The sequence below is a fragment of the Bifidobacterium sp. SO1 genome (assembly GCF_018555335.1).
GTDB classification, from domain to species: domain Bacteria; phylum Actinomycetota; class Actinomycetes; order Actinomycetales; family Bifidobacteriaceae; genus Bifidobacterium; species Bifidobacterium simiiventris.
Genome location: NZ_JAFEJR010000028.1, coordinates 1 through 18,990, shown reverse-complemented (window position 1 = coordinate 18,990; position 18,990 = coordinate 1). Strand labels below are relative to the sequence as shown.

General features: G+C 61.9%; 9 protein-coding genes and 1 pseudogene. 2 read left to right on the top strand and 8 right to left on the bottom strand.

From position 1 onward, the window contains the following. Positions 1 to 343: 343 nt before the first annotated feature. Complete coding sequence (locus tag JS541_RS14020) at positions 344 to 1,234, top strand: energy-coupling factor ABC transporter ATP-binding protein (protein WP_214375117.1); 891 nt, start codon at positions 344 to 346, stop codon at positions 1,232 to 1,234. Positions 1,235 to 1,344: 110 nt separating this feature from the next. On the opposite strand, the gene JS541_RS14015 is transcribed toward JS541_RS14020, so the two are convergent. Further along, entirely contained in the window at positions 1,345 to 2,568 is a 1,224-nt protein-coding gene (locus JS541_RS14015; RefSeq protein WP_214375120.1) for a pyridoxal phosphate-dependent aminotransferase, read from the bottom strand. A gap of 239 nt (positions 2,569 to 2,807) precedes the next feature. Then, positions 2,808 to 3,572, bottom strand: coding sequence for a polyphosphate--glucose phosphotransferase (locus JS541_RS14010; protein WP_214375119.1), 765 nt, complete (start codon positions 3,570 to 3,572; stop codon positions 2,808 to 2,810). A 153-nt stretch (positions 3,573 to 3,725) separates the two neighbouring features. On the opposite strand from JS541_RS14010, the gene JS541_RS14005 reads away from it, so the two are divergent. Further along, on the top strand, positions 3,726 to 4,505 hold the full coding sequence (locus tag JS541_RS14005) for a nitroreductase family protein (RefSeq protein ID WP_214375116.1): 780 nt from the start codon (positions 3,726 to 3,728) through the stop codon (positions 4,503 to 4,505). Positions 4,506 to 4,758: 253 nt separating this feature from the next. Here the strand turns inward: JS541_RS14005 and JS541_RS14000 are convergent, their stop codons facing one another. The 6 genes and pseudogenes from JS541_RS14000 to JS541_RS13975 form a co-directional block, all read right to left on the bottom strand. Beyond that, the gene (locus JS541_RS14000) at positions 4,759 to 5,772 is read right to left on the bottom strand and encodes a glycosyltransferase family 2 protein (RefSeq protein WP_214375115.1); all 1,014 of its coding nucleotides are present in this window, start codon (positions 5,770 to 5,772) and stop codon (positions 4,759 to 4,761) included. Between the two features lie 91 nt (positions 5,773 to 5,863). After that, positions 5,864 to 6,220, bottom strand: coding sequence for a hypothetical protein (locus JS541_RS13995; RefSeq protein WP_214375114.1), 357 nt, complete (start codon positions 6,218 to 6,220; stop codon positions 5,864 to 5,866). Between the two features lie 77 nt (positions 6,221 to 6,297). Beyond that, positions 6,298 to 7,113, bottom strand: a complete 816-nt coding sequence (locus JS541_RS13990; RefSeq protein ID WP_214375113.1) for a cell surface protein — start codon at positions 7,111 to 7,113, stop codon at positions 6,298 to 6,300. Between the two features lie 217 nt (positions 7,114 to 7,330). Further along, a pseudogene (locus JS541_RS13985) lies at positions 7,331 to 8,161 on the bottom strand (class C sortase); the annotation flags it as partial. Between the two features lie 208 nt (positions 8,162 to 8,369). Further along, positions 8,370 to 10,067 (bottom strand): SpaH/EbpB family LPXTG-anchored major pilin, encoded by a 1,698-nt coding sequence (locus JS541_RS13980; protein ID WP_214375111.1) that lies wholly within the window; start codon positions 10,065 to 10,067, stop codon positions 8,370 to 8,372. A gap of 100 nt (positions 10,068 to 10,167) precedes the next feature. Further along, positions 10,168 to 18,816, bottom strand: a complete 8,649-nt coding sequence (locus JS541_RS13975; RefSeq protein WP_240539388.1) for a cell surface protein — start codon at positions 18,814 to 18,816, stop codon at positions 10,168 to 10,170. Positions 18,817 to 18,990: the final 174 nt, after the last annotated feature.

Here is an 18,990-nt window from a genome sequence, read left to right as displayed (position 1 = left end):
GCTCAAACGCGCTAACACGTACCGCGGGTTCCATGCCGCCTTCAAGGGCTCTCCCTCAGCGTCACCCCCGCCCGCGCCCCGCCCCACCGCCCCCCCCCCCCTTCGCGATCTCCTCGCGGCCCCTCGCTCCCCTCACCCCCCAGGTCACACTCCGTTCCGCGCCGCGGAGCGTGACCGGGCGCGGGCTGGGTAAACCGTCGATTCTGCAAAACCCTTATGTTCCAACGGTTTACAAACACGGTCATGACTCACAATCCGCTCCCGGTCACGCTCCGCGGCGCGAGGATGTCAGGCCGTTGCATCGTGCATCGCAACGATCCCCTGCCGACTACACTGGGGAGTCATGGGACTGTTTGATTCGTTGTTTGGGGGACGCACGGCGGCCGATCGCCCGTCGTCGGTGACGTTCGTGATGGACGGGGCCGGGCACCGGTACGAGGACGGCAACGTCGGGTTGCTGCCGACGACGCTCACGATCGGACCGGATACGCGGCGCGTGGCGGTGATCGGACTGAACGGATCCGGCAAGACGACGCTGCTCAAACTGCTCGACGGCGCGCTGACCGCGAGCGTGGGTACGGTGGCAGTGATGGCGCATCGCGGCGACGAGACCGGCGACGACGCGACCGACGACAACGAGACCGATGCGGCCGCCAGCAATAAGGCCGCCCATGACGGCGATGTGCTCAATCCCGCGATCAAGCGCGATCTGAAGCGCATCGAGGATCTGGTCGGCCGCGTGCGTCGCGAGGAGATTCCCGACAGTTACTATCGGGCGAAGGACATCCGCGAGGCGATCGACCTGCCGTTGAAGAAGCACAAGGTGCCCGAATCGGAGCGGCAGCAGATCATCGGCGACCTGTTCGCTCATTTCGATCTGACGTCGGTGGCGCGCGAGCCGGCCAGCGCGTTGGACAGCGAGAAGCGGCATCTGCTGGCGATCGCGTCCGCGCTGAGCTTCTCCCCCGCCGCGATCGTGGCCGACGAACCGACCAAAGGACTGGACGAAATCGGTTCGGCGCATGTGGCGCGCGCGTTGTTCAGTTACGACAGGCAGGTCGTGTTCGCCACGCACGACATCGATCTGATCCAGCGCCCCGAGTACGCGATCGACCGCACGCTTGTGCTGGACGACCACCAGCTTGTCTTCGACGGCTCCCCCGCCGACGCCGCCGCGTTCTACACCGATCTCATCCGCAAAAAGTACGAAGCCGCCAAAGCGTCACGCCAGTAGGCTCAGCATCGTCAGCATATGAAGCTGGCGGAGCCTCGGCTCCCTCGGCTGAGGGAGCTGTCAGCGAAGCTGACTGAGGGAGCGTCTGCGGCGCGGCATCGCGATGTCTATCACAGCAATCCATTGACCGTGTCGAGCACGACGCGCACGTTGCGTTCGAACTCCTCCGGCTCCGGCAGCAGCGAGATCGCCAGGTAGCCGTTCGACGTCATGTCGAAGAAGTATCCCGGCTGACCGGAGACGCTGTGCCGTTCGATCATCGCGAGCACCAGTTCGTTCTCGTCGATCACGCTCGGCACGCGTAGCAGCACGTTCCAGCCGCCTTCGGCCCGCAGCACGCTCACGAATCCTTGCTCATCCGCATCGAGCAACCGATGCAGCAACGCGAGATTGCCGCGCACACGCTCGCGCACACGGTCCGTCTGCGAGCCGGCCGCATCCAGCAATGCCGGAATCTGCCGCGCGATGATATCGCTCATCGGCAGATAGTCGTCGGCGATCACGTCCAACCGTCGCTGTGCTTCGGCCACGTCCGCATCCGGCCCGGACACCTGGATCCAGCCGACCTTCGCATGCGGCGCGGCGAGCATCTTCGAGAATCCGTCCAATGCGAACGTAAGCACGCCCGGCTCCCCCGCCAGCCGCGCATTGCCGTCGAACGGTTCGAGCGAATAATCGTAGAACACCTCGTCGGCGATGATCGCGACGCCCCGTTCACGGCACAACGACACGATGCGTTCGCGTTCGGACGGTTTGACGTACGATCCGGTCGGATTGTTCGGATTGATGAGCACCAGCGCACGAATACGTTCGCCGTGCTCGCCGTTCAGCAATGATTCCAGTTCGGCGACGTCGATGTACCAGGAGCCGTCGAACTGCAACTGGTATTCGACCGTGTCCACGCATTCGAGCCGTGCGATCGACTCGATGAGTGGATAGCCGGGCTTCGGCGCGAGCACCGCGTCGCCCGCGTCGCACAGCAGTTTGATCAGCCACGAGTAGGCTTCCGACGTGGAACTCAAGATGTACAGGCGATCCGGGTCGATGACCGAGGTGGTCGCGCCGTCTGCTTCAGCGACAGACGCGCCGCCGGCATCGTTCGCCGTGCCCGTGCCATAGGTCCGCGTCAGGAACGAGGCCAATGCCTCACGTGCCGCACGCTGCCCGCGCGGATCGGCGGTGTAGACCTCCGGCACCAATGCCGGGGCCAGTCCGTGCCGGGTCGGGTTGGAATCGTTGAGCTTGCCGAGCGTCACGCCGTCCCGCTTGCACCGGGCCTCGGCTGCGGCGATCGGATTGGGCGCACTGATATCGACTCGTGAGGAAAATCGCATGGCTGTCAGTCTAGCCACGCATCACGAAAACCCGTCAGTCACTCGTGGCGGAAAACGCTCACTGACAGCCCACTCAACGAGCGAAAACCGCCACTCCGACCACGTCGTGGCAGAAAACGCTCGCTCACGGCGATCTCAGCGAGCGTTTTCCGCCACGAGGGAGAGCAGCATCGCCCATATGGCAGCAAAAAGGCTCCCCACAAGGGAGGAGCCGGTAAGGATTTACGCGCGAACCGTCGTCACTGCTTGGTGCTGGCGTAATAGGCGGCACCGACGATGCCGGCCTCGTTACGCAGCTTGGCGGGCACGATCGGCGTCTTGATGTCGATGTACGGCAGGAACTTGTCGCTCTGACGGCTCACGCCGCCGCCGACCACGAACAGGTCCGGGTTGAAGTACTTCTCCATGAGTCCGTAGTACTTGGTCAAGCGCTTGGCCCACTTCTTGTAGCCGAGCTCCTTCTGCTCGCGCACGCCGGAGGATGCGTACTTCTCGGCGTCGAGGTGCTTCTCGTCGAGAATGATGTGGCCGAGTTCAGTGTTCGGCACGAGCACGCCGTTCATGATGAGTGCGGTACCGATGCCGGTGCCCAGCGTGGTCGCGATCACGAGGCCGTTCTGGCCCTTGGCCGCGCCGTACTGCTGCTCGGCCAGACCAGCGGCATCTGCGTCGTTAACAACGACGACCGGGCGGCCGCACGCCTCGGAGAACACTTCGGTCACGTCCACGCCGATCCACGACTGGTCGAGGTTGGCCATGAAGTCAAGCTTCTGACCGGGCTTGATCGGGGCCGGGAACGCGATGCCGACCGGCGCGGAGGCCGGAACCTCGAAATGGTCGAGCTGCTGGCGCACGATCGCGGCGACCGCCTGCGGGGTGGAGACCGCCGGGGTGAGGATCTTCAGACGAGGCTCGGCGAATTCGCCCTTCTCGAGATCGACCGGAGCCGCCTTGATGCCGGAACCGCCGATGTCCACGCCGAAAGCCTGCGCTGTTTCAATCATCATTGACCTCTCTTTCCGTGACTTTTCCGTGAAAACGGAACAACGATATCGAACCGGTATGGGCATTGTATAACGCGCGCCGGCCGACACGCGTCATTGAGTCCACGGCCGAATCGATTCAAACCGTGGACGACCGTGGAATAATCAAAAGGTATGGAACATACACAATTGATTGACGCGATCAACATCCGCACTGCGGTGCGCGCGTACGACAAGGATCCGATCGACGACGATACGGCCCGCCAGCTTACCATGACGATCGACGCGGTGAACACGCTCGCCGAAACCAACATGCAGCTGATCCTGAACCAGCCCAAGGTGTTCGCGGCCGCGAACGAATCCGGACATCTCAGGAACGCGGCGAACTACATCGCGTTGGTCGAGCCGAAGGACGATCCCGAGGCCCGCGAGCGCGCCGGCTTCTATGCCGAGCGTGTGACGTTGGCGGCCACGTTGCGCGGACTGGGCACGCTGTGGGTCGGCGGCAGCTGGGATCGCGAGGAGGCAGCCAAGCACTGCCGGATCAGGAAGGGCGAGGAACTGTACCTGTGCGTGGTGGTCGGCTACCCGGAGCATCACCTGTCATATCAGGCGAAGTCGTATGACGAGCTGACCGAATTCCAGCGTACGCACCGGCCGACGAAGTCGTTCGAGCAGTTCACTGCCGGCATGAGCGACGCCGAACGTGCGGCCGCGCCGGACTGGTTCAAGGCGGGTGTCGAGGCGGCGATGAAGGCGCCGAGTGCGATGAACCGTCAGCCGGTCACGTTCTCGTACAACGCGGCGGACGATACGGCGGCGGCGCATCTGGACCCGAATGAGGATTACCGTGAGACGCTGAACGACTTGGGCATCGCGAAACTGCATTTCCAGATCGGCGCCGGCTCCGGCGAATGGGCGTGGGGCGACGGCGGCCTGTTCATACACAAGTGATTCACGTACGTCGCGTCGCGCCGTTCCGTGCGCGTGCCTCGTGGCAGAAAACGCTCACTGATCGAGAGATCAGTGAGCGTTTTCTGCCACACATGGACGGTCGTGGCGGTTTTCGCTCGCTAAGACGTGTCTTAGCGAGCGAAAACCGCCACGCGAAAAAGAGACGCGACGTCGTCCGACGCCAAGAACAGCCGCAACGCACAGGAGCGCGCCATGCGTCGACTCCCGACAGACTCCGACCGGACTACCCGGACTACTTGAGCGACGGCATCGGCTGCCAGTTCGGGTCGTGCATGAGCTTGCGGGAGTCCCACCAGCCCTTGGCGATCTGCACGAGACCGGTCTTCACATGCTCGCGGTCGACCATCACGAGGCGGATGACCTCCTTCGCGGCGGTCGCCACGGTGCCGAGCGCGAACAGGAACGGCCGGAAGTCGCCGTGCGCCATGAAATAGCGGGCCATGTAGCCGCGGTTGCGCATGATGTGGTACCGGTTCATGTCCGAGGTCGAGTTGAGCTGGCGCAGGCCGGCGATGTCCCAGTTGCCGATCTCGCGCGTGCGGCGCAGCACGACGTCGGGCACGATGATCGGGTTGGTGACCTTGCTGGCGAGGTAGCCGTAGATCGTGTCGTCCCAGTAGATGAAGAAGCGCGGGTCCGGCAAACCGATCTTCTCGACCACGCGACGGCGGAACAGGCCGCCCTCGAAGCACAGCGTGTCCATGACGCGGTAGCCGGCGCGGCCGAACGCGGCGGGCGCGATCGGGTTCGGGATGCCGAGCGGCACGATGAAGTCGTATTGCCAGTAGAACGGGCCGCCGTCGAAGTCGTAGCGGCTGCCTTGGATCACGTCGTGGCGCGGCGTCCACTTGGCGAGTTTTTCGATGCCGTCGGGTTCGACGGCCACGTCGTCGTCCATCACCCAGAACCATTCGGCGCCGAGCTCGTACGCCTTCTTCACGCCGGCGGAGAAGCCGCCCGCGCCACCGAGGTTGGCGGTCTGCGGCGCGTACACGACGCGCGTCTCGTTGCCGCCTGCGTCGGCCACGGTGGCGCCCCACTGCTTGGTGATGCGCGAGGAGAAGTCATCGACCATGCCGCGCGTCTCGTCGGAGTGCTCGTTGTCGACGATGACGATGCGCCACGGCGCGACGGTCAGCCGTTCGATCGAATCGAACAGTTTGGTCAGCAGCTGCTGGCGCTTGTAGGTGACGACGACGATCGCCAGTTTCTCGATACTCTTCTTTGCGGCATGCTTTTCGCTCATAGGTTCCATTGTATGCACGACCATGAGCAAGGGCTGACATCCGTAGCAGATATCAGCCCTTATGCCTCACTAAAAAGTGGAGTCAAGCCACTTATCGGTATCGATGCAGCCCATCCAAAAAAAGCTTTGTTTCGCCGCCGCTGATGGTGGATGGTTCGCACGCTTCATCGACACTGTCGATTGTAACACCGTGGCTACCCGCTCCGATACGATGACCAATGTCGCTTCTGTCCAGTCGCACGGACTTGAGCGTCCCGTCCTGGATATCAGGATGAGCCACTGCCGCGCCAGCGGCTGTTGGCGTGGCCTCACTAAGGAGCACAGCAATGTGCAAGTCAAATGAGGAACCGCCACAAGGAGACTTGTGACTATTCATGACGGTGATTCTGGTAATCATCGCGGCAAAGATCGATACGATCACCGCTGATGCCATGTGCATGATCTTCATGATCTATGTCATGGCGATGGATTACCTGCATCGTCGGTAAATGGGTCGGTGCTCTTGGAAGCGAGAGCACCGGTTCCTCATTGATCTGAGACTCGTCGCCCGCGGCGCAGGTCGCGGATGATGAGGGCGGCCACGGTCAGGGCGATGGCGGCGAGGGCGATGATGCTGACGGCGGCGCCGGTGTTGGCGGGGGTCTTCGGGGTGGACTGGTTGCTCGGCGTGGTCGGCTGGGTAGGCTCGCCGGGCTTGTTCGGATTGGGCTGCGGAGTCGGGTTAGGATTGGGCGTCGGGTTCGGCGGGGTAACGGTGCCGTTGTCGGAGAACTTGGGTTCGGCGGTGACTGCCAACGTTGGCGTGCCGCCGGTGGTTTCGGGCACGGCGATGAGGAACGGATCGCAGCTGTAGCGTTTGTTGGCGGATGCCGCGGCGGTGCGCGAGATCAGATAGATGCCGGGTTCGAGATCGGTGAAATAGGCACGACCGGCGGCGTTGGAGGTATCGCTGACAGAGTACAGCTTGTGTTTGGCAGCGTATGCGTCGAGTTGCTTGGCTGCCGTGTTGAGTTCGGACGACGTGAGGTCGGCCCACGACTGATCGAACTTCGAGAATGACTTCAGCGTGCGGAATGCGCGGATCGTGCCGGTTTCGGCGTCGAGATCGACGGAGGCGATGCGTACGATGGCATACGTGTCGCCGGCGAGCGCGGTCTGATTGGCAGTGTCGCGATCCCATTGCGCGTCGATGGTGATGCTGCCGTAGACCGTGGCTGCCTGCGCGGTGCGCACAGGTGTCGTGATCATTGCGAACGTAAGCACGGACAGTGCCGTGGCGATGGCAAGGAGCACGCCGCACAGGTGCACGGCGATGCCTCGTCGCCCATCCATCTCAGCCATGTGTGGCTCTCCTTTCAATCAAGTATTTATTGTGTTCGGCGTAAAAGCTGGCGGAGCCTCGGCCCCCTCAGTTGAGGGGGCTGTCAGCGAAGCTGACTGGGGGAGTGTAAAAGCTACGGAACGTTCCTTGGCTTCTACGCTCCCTCAGTCATGCTGCGCATGCCCTCAGCCGAGGGAGCCAAGAAAATCACTGCGCGCTATGCTGCGCACGCACGTGTCGCTCGCTCCTCCACCGGTATACGCGCCATCCAATGAGCAGCACGATCAGTCCGATGGACGGCAGCAGGTACTGCAGCGGAATGTCGACGTGGAACGTCGGCTTCGCCTCGCTCTCCTGCTCGGGCGTGTACGGGATGCGATGCGCGCGTACGAGCAGTCGGTGCGTGTTGACCGCGTACGGCGTGCACGTGATCAGCGTGACCAGGTCCTTGCCGTTTTCGATGGCGAGTTCCTTGGTGTCGGTCGGCAGGACCGTGGTGATCTTGTCGACCTGATAGGCGTAGGTGTCTTTGAGAATCTTGATGTAGAACCGGTCGCCCTTCTTCATCAGATTCAGGTCGGTGAACAGTTTCGCCGTGGGCAACCCCCGGTGACCGGAGAGCGCCGCGTGCGTGGATGCGCCGCCGACCGGTAGCGAGGTCTGTTCGAGGTGGCCGACGCCGACCTGCAGCACTTCCTCGGAAGTGCCGTGATAGATCGGCATGGTTTCCTTGAGTCGCGGAATGGTGAGATAGCCCATCATCCCGTCGCCGTTCACGTTGAGGAGTTTCATGTATTCGGCGTCCGTCGCTTCGGTGTCGACCGCGCCGGCGAGGGCGTCGGTCAGCCCGGAGCTTTCGGCCGCGAGCTGTGCGTTGTATTTGTGGGCGGCGGCGAGTATCTGCTGATACTGTTCGTCGGTCAGCGAGTCGATCTTGGAATCGTAGTTGCCGACGACGCGGGACGCGTTCTTCATGACGAGGAAGTTGCTGATCGTCGGATAGAACAGCACGAGCAGTCCCACCACGATGACCACCAACGGCATCAAGCCGCGCAACTTCTTACCCATGAATCTCCTCTTGTGCAATGCCAGCTCTTTGCGGAAATAATTCCGCGGAAGCTGGCGGAGCCTCGGCCCCCTCGGCTGAGGGGGCTGTCAGCCGTAGGCTGACTGGGGGAGCGTAAAAGTAGCGGAACGTTCCGAAACTTCAAGCTACCCCTCAGTCAGCCCACAGCTGCCAGCTCCCCTAGCACGGGGATCCAAGGCGACCCCTACCTCACTTGGTCGACTTGCGGTTCGACTTGACGTACCAAGCCGTACCCAGCGCCACGATCAGCACACCGAACACGGAGAACAGGATCGTACCCATACCACCGGTGGACGGGAGGGTGAGGCCCTTCTTGTTCAAGAACGGCACAACCGGCTTGTCCTTGGTATCGGTACCGGTAGCGGTAGCCGCATACGTACCATCGGACTTTGGCGTGTAGTAATCGATCTTCCAGTCGGTCAGACGCTTCGTGTCCTTATCGTAGTTGGCGGTGATCACGACCTTGATCTTGTGATCCTGCTTGGTGTAACCACCGGCAGGCTCGGCGGATTCCTCAAGGTAGTACGTTCCCGCTTCGAGGCCGGAGTAGGTGATACGACCGTAAGCAGGAGTCTCGATCTCAGACTTAACCTGATTCTTTGTATCGGAATCTTCCTTCTTGTCATCAGACGTGGCAAGTCGCGCGGTCGTGGCGGTGGAGCCAGTACCGGCATTCACGACAAAGTCGATCGGAGTCGCGTCAGCAGCAGCACTCTTGTAGAGCTTGAACTTGGCGCCGGCAAGACGCAGAGAGGACTCGTTGTACGTGTCACCGGTGTACTTGTCTACGGTGAAACCAAAGGTGTGGACTTTGACGATGCTCGGCACGGAGGTGCCAGTGCCATCGGACTTCGGATCGTTGCTGTACTCGACAGTCGCGGAGTTCTGGTTACCGGCGTTGCCGATCTCCGCATCCGCGTTCAGTGTCGCAGAATACTCAACGGTGATGGACTTGCCAGCATAAGTGTCCTTATCGCCGAAGTTAGCCTTGAAGTCGTTCATCTCGACAGTCAGCGTGTTGCCATTGTCCTTCGATGGGTCGGTCACCGTGTAGTACGTCTTGTCGGCAATGTTCTTCAGTTCGGTGCCATCGACCTTGACCGTCACAGAATTGACGGTGTAAGCGAGGCCTTTGGACAGGGTATCGTGGAACAGGAACTTGTACGTGGTGTACTCGGTCATATCCGGCACGGTGGAGGTCAGCGTGAAGTTGACGGTATCGCCGATGTTCTTGTCGTCGGCCTTGTTGTGATCCTTGTCATCAACGGTCTTGTCGACGGTCGGGAATTCCTTCTTCAGGTTGATCGACACGTTCGGATCAGTCACGTTCGCGAGAATCGCGTGGGACTTGCCATCGATACCCAGCGGAGCACCCTCACCGGTCGGCGGAACAACAAGATAGTAGCCAAGATCAAGCTCACCAATAGTGACTGCCGCCTTCGCGGTGCTATCAGTAACAGCGGCGGCCGCAGAGCTTTCGACCAGCTTAATGCCAGAATCCGTCTTCTGCGCCCAAGCAGAAGCAAGATCGGCAAACGTGGCAAGATCCTCTTCGGACAGGCCCTTGATGTAAACCTCCGCCTTCGCGGACACATTAGCGTCCGTCACACCTTCGATGCCAGGACCACCGTTAGCCTTGGATGCCTTGAAGAAGTCCTTCCAAGCATTGTCCAATGCATAATCATAAGTGCCATTGTTATCATTATCCGTGGCCGTGAACATCTTCACGTACTTCACGGTCTTGCCGACAAATGCACTCTGGGCAGAGGTGACCGTCAGCGTAGCACTGCCGGCCGCGGTGGCGGTGACGGCGCCGAGCCCGGCGATGCCGAGCATGGTCGCAGCGGCGATGATCACCGCGGCGAGTTTCTTGATCAGTGACTTCATCACTGTTCCTTTCTCCTTGGTTTCCCATGATTTCCGGTTGTCTGCCGGAAAGGACGGATTGGACATTGGTTTGCCCGCCACCAAAGCGGCGGAAATCTTGTTAGGCGACATGGCGGCCTCGCTTTCGGCGAGCGCCGGTCTTGCCGGTGTCATGCAGGTACCATGCGGTGCCGAGTCCGAGGATGATCAGGGCGAGCATCGCGATCCACTGCGTGCCCGAGCCGCCGGTGTTCGGCAGTCCCGGAATGTAGTTCGTGATCGTCGCCACGTACTCCTTGCCGGTGCCGTTCTCGTCGGTTCCCTTGTCGGACGGGTCGTATTCGGTCGCGTAGCTTGTCGCCACCGAATAGCCGGCCTCGTCCGGGGTCTTCTCGGTAGAATTCGTGCCGTCGGAGTAGATCAGCGTGGCTTCCTGCACGGTGTACGTGTAGTAGCGGAACGTGCCGTTCGTGTCCCCGTCGTTCGGATCGTCCTTGTCGAGGAATCCGACCGGCAGACCGTCGATCGTCATGCGCCACGTGTTGCTCCACGCGGAGGCGTTGGCTGCGGCGGTCATCGTCACGGTACGCGGGTTCGGCTGCGCGCTTTCGTTGCAGTCAGCGTCGCTGCACCGGATCGAGACCGGCGTGATCTTCTCGCCGTTCTTGTTCGTGTACGTGGCGGTGAGCACGACCGTGATGCCCTGCGGGCGGTTCTTGGCGTTGTCGCGCCACACCTTGCGTAGCGTCAGGCTCACGTCGCCGCAGCCTTCCAAGCCACAGGCGTCCTGGCCGTCGTCCGGCTCGGGGGTGATGCCGCCGTTATTGTCAGCAGTCGCCTTGCCGAGCATGAGGTCGGCCTGAGCGGGGGACACGTATACGCCGAGTGGCTTGGCCTTGTACGTGCCGTTCTCGCTCTCGTCGTTCACGCCGCCCTCGTTGTTGGCCATCACGGCGTCCTCGTAGTCGGAGAACGTCTTGATGTACGGCACCACGACGGGCTTGCCCCATTGGTCCTGCTCGTTGGCAAGATGCGCGACGTCATAGCGGTTGAGCGGCAGCCTGAGCGCACCGGTCACATCGATCGTCTGACCGTTCTTGGTCACATTGTCCATGTGTGAGCCGTACGTGAACTGCTTCCTGTCCTTGGTGAGCGCATACGACCACGTGGACGGCACGTCACGGTAGATGTGGTACGTGTTGGTGTTGCCTTCAAGATCATACACATCGTTGAACTCGTAGCTGGACTTCAGCTTGGTCGCGCCGCTGAACGGTCCGACCAGCTCCGCGGTGCCGCGAATCGTGTCCGCGTAGGTCATATCGTCGTTCTCGAACAGACCTTCATCATTCAGCGCGACGAAACCACCCGCATAGCCGGTCTCGCCCGAACCGTCGGCGCCCTGTGTCGCTCCCCCGCCGAACACGTCGTAGCCGTCGGCGATGCCCTGCACTGAGGAGGAAACCACCTTCGTGCGGTTGCCCTTGATGAGCTGGACGGTGAGGTTCGACTCGGTCTCGTTGTCCTTGATGATACCGTCCTTGTTGCAGGGCAACTTGATGACGGAATCGCCGATGGTGATGATCGCCACGTCGGTCTGCTGCTTGTTCTCGTCATCGGCTTTGGACAGCGCCACACCGATCTTCAAGCCGAACAGGTTCACGTACAGCAGTTCACCGTCGGCCAGTACCTTGAGGTCAAAGACCTTGTCGACGTTTGTGGTCGGCAGCAGGAACTTGAGCCACTGTCCGATGTTGATGACGCCGAGGTCCTCGGCCTTATCCAGATACAGCAGTTTGACCAATGCGTTGACGATACCGAGTACGACCTCAAGCAGCACCGAATTAACCTGCGCATTCACCAGATAGGCGCGTTTCGTCTCGCCGACGAAACCGCCGGCAAGTTCGCCGCTGACGACCTTCTTCAATCCGGTCACCGTGGAGTTCTTCACTCGTGCGAGGTCGGCGTAGCCGGTGAAACCGCCAGCCACCTCACGGCCGGTCGCCGCGTCTGTGCCTTTCTGATATTCAGCACCGTCATGCGTGGCCGTAACCGTGTAGCCGGACTGGATGCCGGAAACCGAGGAATCGCTCACATGAGAGCCCCAGATGTCAAGTACACCGGCCGTCGCACCGAGCAGGTTGAGCCAGCTGGTGCCGAGCTGTGCGTTGTCAGCGGCGATCGTGCCGGACTTGCCAAGATGACCAATGAAGCCACCTACATAGTTCACGCCGGTTACGCTGTTGAGATTGGTGACGCCGCTCTTCTTGACGGAACCGTTGATGAGGCCGCCGCCGAATCCGCCGGCGGCACCGGTGAATCGCTTGGAGTCGAGCATTCCACTGGTGGCGGAGACATGGGCCTTGATCTGAATGCCGTCGGTCACGCCGATCACCTGACCGTCGTACAGGAACGTGCGGAACGCTTCGAGTACGCCCACGTTGCCGAGTTTCAGCAACGAGAGCAGTAGGTTCGTGTTGGTGCCGTTCTCCACGTCTGTGCCGGTTGCGGCGTTGCCGCCTCCCACGGATGCGACGGACGAGATGTCAGCCAGGCCGAAGAAGCCGCCGGCGTACTGGCCGCCTTCCACGGCGCGCAGACCGGTCACCGTGAGCGACGCCGGATCTTTCGAGGTCTCGATTTCGGTGCCGGTGCCCTTGGCGGAATCCTTATCGCCAAGGATCGCAGCTTGCAACGAGCCGGCAAAACCGCCCGCGTTCAGCGCATACTGCGTGTTGCCATCAGCGTCTTGGTACGCGCCTTCAACCGTATAACCCCAGCTGTCGCTGTCCGGGAAAACATGCGCACCGCGAATCGTGACGATCGTGGCCTGCAGCACTTGCAACAGGCTGGCAGGCGTGCCGATGACCGTGTCAAGCACCTTGTTCAGGAAGCCGCTCGCCGCGTTCGTATCCACATCCGCGACCGAACCGCTTGTAGCCGCACCGACGAATCCGCCGACGTTGTTGCGGCCGGACACCTTGCGCAGGTTCTTCACGTTCGCGCCCACAGCCGCGCTCGCGGCAGCGTTCTTGACCAGTTCATCGCCGTTGGCATCGCGATCACCCCAAATCTGGGCGCCAACCGCAAGTCCGACATAGCCGCCGGCGTTGCCGGCGCCATGCGTGATATCACTGCCGGTTGCGGAAACCCGCATGCCACGACGGTAGCCGATCACGCTCGACGACTTGACGACAGGCACGAACACGCTCGCTACGTTGAGCAGCTGGCCGAGATCGAGATTCAAGCCAAGGATATTGACGCTGCCGAACGTGGCGGCAGTGCCGGATTCCATCGTGCCCGCGTATCCACCGGCCGCACGCATGGCGGTCACATTGCGCACATCCTCCGATTGGCCGTCGGTGATCGTACCGGTGCGCATCAGACCGACATGACCGCCGGCAACGCCGGAGTCACGCAGGTTCGCACCGAGCTCGTAGCACTTGGTCTTCGCCTCGGCCTTCTCTTCAGGCTTCGCGTTGTTATCCGCCTCAGTCTGGCATGTCTTGATCTCATCCGCAGCATTCGCGAACACACCACGTCCCGCAACCACATTAAAGCCAAACACATAGTCCTTAAGGAACTTGTTCAGCGAATCCTGATCGTGAACGTCAGCAGCACCGGCCTTGGCAACGTCGGTAAATTCCTTGCCGTATGCACCATACTTGCCGATGTTCTCGACCCACGTCCGCCATTGGTCATAGCTGGCGTTGCGCAACGGACCAGTAACCTTGGTGTGTTCCTCGGTCGGATACACGATCGACAGCGCACCGGCGATATTGTCGGTCTTGATCAGTCCGCCGAGCACCGAAAGGGAACCTCCCTCAGCGGTGTCTGCTGCCTCCATGAGACCCGTGTAACCGCCGGCGATCTCCTGTCCGTACACGCTGCGGATGCGAGCCGCATAGGCGACCTGCTGGGAGATGTCGGTCTTGCCACTGATGCTGGACCATGTCTTGGTGCTGTTACCCCAGATCTGGCCGCCACGGTCGCGTCCCACATAGCCGCCCGCCATGCCACGGCGGGTCGTCGAATCGGACGATGCCTGGGCACGCACCGCACCGCCGCAGATCGCCGCGTCGGTGGACGAGTTGCGGATCGTCGGCACGAAATCCTGGAACAACGACAGCGTGCCGTCGACGTTGAGCAACGTCTTGAGCACGGTACCATCACCGAGCACATCAGCCGCGACGCCGGGCTGGATGACGCCCGCATAGCCGCCGGCGGAAACCTGCCCGATGATGTACACGAATTCGTGCGCGTTGGAGTGCTGGATGTGTCCGCCTTCAAGATCGCCCACGAAACCACCGGCCGAACCGAGCGGGTCGGCGGTCTTGCCGTCGGTCTTCTTGTGGTCGGCGGTGCTGGCACGCACCGAATACCCGGCCACGCCACCGGTCACATCGGACTCTTCGATCGTGGACACGATTACGTTCAACGCGCTGACCAAATCGGTCAGATTGATCGCGCCGCCCAGGATGTTGATGCTCTTGCCCACGCCGGCGGCCGAACCCAGATCTACACGGCCGATGTAGCCGCCCGCGTACCGCGCGGCGTCCACCGCATACGAACTCTTGCCATCGTTCAGATACGTGTCGGCGATCTCATCGGCGTCCGTGGTCTCCAGATTCTTGGGAGCCTCGACCGCGGTATGGCGTAACTGCGTGACCGACGAGGAGCTGATCTGCGCCGCGGACACGTAACCGGCGAAACCACCGGCCGAACCGGAGTTCGAGTCGCCGTCGCGAAGCTGCCGGGCCTCGACGACCAGACCGTAATCCGCATTTTTGTCCGTCACGCCGCCGGCGGCCTTGAAGGTCTCCTCATCGGTGTGGACACCCGCGTACAGCACGAACGGAACATACACCTGCGCGAGCGAGAGCAGACTGGAGATGCTCACTCCGCCGATCTTGCCGAGGATGCTCAGACCGCCCTTGCCCGCGGAGGCGAGCGCGCCGGAGACGACCCTGCCGCCGAAGCCGCCGGCGTATGCGCCACCGGTCACATGGTCAATGTTGATGACCGCGTACGGGGCGGCCTTCGCCTTGGCCACCTCGTCGTCGAGCGTCGCATCGTCCTTGCGTTGCGCGTCGGTGACATGGTTGAGGTAGCCACTCTGGAAGTCGCCGGCGAAGCCGCCCGCCACATCGGCTTCGACATAGCCTCCGTTGACATAGGTCACGGTCGTGTACAGGTAGCTCGGAATAAGGTACGGTACCGCGCCGAGCAGGCCGTCGACGCTGATCAACGAGCCGAAGATGGACGTGTCCTTGGAGTCGTCCACCGCTTCGGCGAGGCCGCCTGTGGTGGACATGCCGACGAATCCGCCGGCGATGCCGTCGGAGGTCGTCGTGTCGGCGGTGACGGCCTTCAACGCGCGTACATGCGAATCAATGGTCTTGGTGCTGTTAGCCCGTCCGTAGAAGCCGCCGGCGCCGTAGTCGTTGGTCTCGTTGTTCTCGTTGTGGCCGGTGGCCTTGACGGTGAATCCCGAAGTGACGCCGGTGACGTTGGACCGATTGACCGTGACAGAGGAGTACTGGGCAACGGAGAGCAGGCCGGAGATCTGGATGAGGCCGAGCAGGTTGACCTTGCTGGCGCCGACTGCGTCTCCCGGACCGGTGAATCCGGCGAAGCCGCCGGCGCTGCCCTTGGCGGTGACGGATCCCAGGTTCGTCAGGTTCACATCCTGTGCGGAACCGCCAGAGGCGCAGCCGATGATGCCGCCTGCATAGTATTCGCCTGCGGACACGGTCAGACCGGTCTCGTCGTCCACGCCGATCACGGTGATGTCGCCCAGCAGGAACGAGGCGAACTCGTCGTCTTTACCAAGCCAATCACCGATGTCGTTGAGACCGAGCGTGTCGCCGAGCAGCGAGGCCACGGTGGCAGGGCGCACCACGCCGGTGACGCCGCCCGCATACGAGGACGCCGCCTGGATCGTCTTCAGACCGATGACACGCACGGCCTGCTCGCTCGGGGAGGCCGGAGCCGTGCCATGCTTCCAGAAGGAGAGCTGCTTGAGGTTGTCGGCGGACGAGGAAGCGATGATGGTGCCCGAACCGGCGCCGAGCACGCCACCAGCGTACGAACCGCCGGCGGTCACGGTCATGCCGTCGCTGTTGATCTGCGCACCGAGGATATGGGATGGGGAGACACCGACCAGACTGAGCAGATCGCCGGCGTTCGACTGTCCCAGCCACTTGCCCTCGAGCAGGTTGCTGACCACTTTCTTCACGTTGGAAAGCAGCGAGCTGCCGCCGCTGGACGAGTCGCCGTCATCCACTTCGCTACCGAGCTCCAGCCCCCAGCCGATACTCGCATTGCCAGTGAATCCGCCGGCGTAGGAATCCGTCGTCGTGACCGTGACGGGTCCGTTGAGCTTCACGCCGATTTCGTCGTTGACCGCATAGGAGGAGGCCATCGCTCCGACGAAACCGCCGGCGTACTTGTCCGCGGACACGGATGCGCCTCCTGAGGTCTCCATCACCGAACCTTCGATGAGGCTCTGCGGACGCAACACGGCAAGGAGTTCCACGCCGAGGTTCTGCAGCAAACCTCCGATCTCGCCGTTGCGGGCCAATCCGGCGAAGCCTCCGGCATATTCCTTGGCCTTCACGGTGAACGGCTGGACGCTGTGCACGGAGGAACCGGTGACGATTGCGCCTTCCAGGTAACCGGCGAAACCGCCGGCGTACTTGGAATCGTCGTTGCCGAGCGTCACGTCGCTCTTGAACCCGTTCACCGAGCTGTTCTCGATCAGGGGGTTGTAATAGCCGACGGGGATGAGTTTGTCCAGCCCGATCAGGTCCTCGAGGAAGGTAATGAGATCGCCGAGACCGAGGAACGGGATGAGGTTCAACAGGGCGGCAACGGCATCGAGGATGCTTCCGAGAAGCTTCGAGATGAACTCGTACTGGGTGGCGCCCTCCATGTATCCGACGAAACCGCCGGTCATGGCCTTGACGTTGGAAACAGAGGCGTTGCGGACGTCGCAGTCGCGGATGACCACGTCGCCGGACACGCGGCCGACGAACGCGCCGGTCGCGAAGTTCGACGGATCCTTTTTCACCGCGCCGACCAGACCATCGAGGTCGAGCCCCAACACCTTCAACGCGGCGGTGACCACAGTGAGGATCAGGCCGATCAGCGAGAAGTCGGTTTCCGCCGTGGTGGCCTTGTTCGACACCGAGACGTCGCTGAGCGCGAGATTGGCAACAGTGACGGTGCCGAGACTGCTGAGCCCGCCTTTCTCGGCGTTGATCTGGGTGATGCTCGTCTTGCTGGCGATTGTGGCGAAAAAGCCGATGCCCTGTTGATCGTTGACGTTGAGCTTGCCGGCCGGCTGATCCACCACCACTTTGGAGATGGTCGGCTTGCCTGCGGTAGAGTTGACGCTCACGCCGTTATTCGTGCCATTATTATCGAACATGTTCCACAGGTCGCCTGCGGCGGCACCGTCTGCGGCGACGGCGCCAAACATGGTGCCGGAGAACATGAGCGGCGTCCAGTTGGTGTTGGTCGGGTCCGCTGCGTTGGAACTCAGATCGATGTCACGGAAGATGATGTAGTTCTGGTCGGGGGCATATTCGAGACCGGTGTTGGGACCGTAGGTCTGGTCGGTGACGTCATGGCGGTTGCCGTCGGCATCCTTGACGAAGTACTTGATGCGCTTGTCGCCGACGAGGATGCCGCCGCCGTCATGGTCGCTGAAGTCGGCGTTGTGCAGGGTCTGGTCGACGGCGAGGTCCGCGTCACCGGCGTAGGCGACCGATTCGTCGCCGTTGTCGACCCACTCAAGCTTCGGCGACACCAGGGTGCCGGTGTTTTTCAGAATCTGCGGGACCTGATAGACGGTGCCGCCGATGACCTTGGCATACGTCCTCGTCGTGCCAACGACTTTCTTGACGACGCCGATCGCGCGCAGCTGCTGTTCGTTGCCGATGAGGATGTAGGTTTTGCCGGCGATTTCCTTGGTGACCTGGCCTGCGAAGTCGCGGCCGCCGAGGGTGGTGGTAGCGTCGGCCTGGGCGACCGGAGCATCGGCTGCCGCGGAGCCATCAGACGCGCTGGATTGGTCGGTCACATCGGACGAGGACTGGGTATCGTCATTATTCTGATCGGCGGTGCCGGCGGACTGGGTGCCGGCCGCGGCGTCGCTGGACGCAGCATCGCCGTCAGCCGTATGAGAGGTGTTGGCGGAATCGGCGGCATCGTTGGTCTGCACGGTTTTCGCATCACCGCCGGTCAGACCGTTGCCGGAATCGAAGACGTTGTCGTTCGTGAATACAGTATTACTGTCATTGCCGAACGAACCGTTCGCGCCGGTCTGGTTCGCGTTACCCGCGGCGTTATTTGCGGTCGTATCGGTCTGAGCCGAGTTGCCGGCCGCATCGTTCGGATGAGAGGTATCGGTCGCACCGTTCGCGCCGGTCTGGTTTGCGCTGCCGGCCGCATCAGCTGCATCGGTACCGGTCGTCTCGGTGTCGACCGTCACGGTCGCACGCTGCTGCGCGAGCGATTCCGCGGCGGACACGACCGTATTATCGGTCACGACCTTGCCGTTGGAGATGACGGTCACGCCGGAACCGTTGATCGAATTGAGAACGCTATCATTCTGCGCGTATGCGGACGGCACCATGCAGGTCAGCGACAAAGCGACAGTCACCACCGACGCGACGCCACGACGTAGGTACGGCGACGCGAAGTCCACGCCAGCCCTACGGCCAGCACGCGTGCGGAGGTTCTCACTCCGGGACTTCCGATTCATCATCGCACCTTCCGGTCTTACGAACAACGTTCGCTTCTTCGTGAATGCGATGGGCGGATTCTAGTGGTGGTTGCAACACCCGTGTTGCTGGTTAATTTGGTTGTGTGATCGTATCATGCCTCGTTGATCAGGTCGAGGATGGCTTCGGATGGTTTCCTGAATCCGAGGGTCTTCCTC

Bases quoted from the DNA above. Each gene is read 5' to 3' on its own strand.
- JS541_RS14020 (WP_214375117.1), top strand. From the start codon at position 344: ATGGGACTGTTTGATTCGTTGTTTGGGGGACGCACGGCGGCCGATCGC.
- JS541_RS14015 (WP_214375120.1), bottom strand. From the start codon at position 2,568: ATGCGATTTTCCTCACGAGTCGATATCAGTGCGCCCAATCCGATCGCC.
- JS541_RS14010 (WP_214375119.1), bottom strand. From the start codon at position 3,572: ATGATTGAAACAGCGCAGGCTTTCGGCGTGGACATCGGCGGTTCCGGC.
- JS541_RS14005 (WP_214375116.1), top strand. From the start codon at position 3,726: ATGGAACATACACAATTGATTGACGCGATCAACATCCGCACTGCGGTG.
- JS541_RS14000 (WP_214375115.1), bottom strand. From the start codon at position 5,772: ATGAGCGAAAAGCATGCCGCAAAGAAGAGTATCGAGAAACTGGCGATC.
- JS541_RS13995 (WP_214375114.1), bottom strand. From the start codon at position 6,220: ATGAAGATCATGCACATGGCATCAGCGGTGATCGTATCGATCTTTGCC.
- JS541_RS13990 (WP_214375113.1), bottom strand. From the start codon at position 7,113: ATGGCTGAGATGGATGGGCGACGAGGCATCGCCGTGCACCTGTGCGGC.
- JS541_RS13980 (WP_214375111.1), bottom strand. From the start codon at position 10,067: ATGAAGTCACTGATCAAGAAACTCGCCGCGGTGATCATCGCCGCTGCG.
- JS541_RS13975 (WP_240539388.1), bottom strand. From the start codon at position 18,816: ATGATGAATCGGAAGTCCCGGAGTGAGAACCTCCGCACGCGTGCTGGC.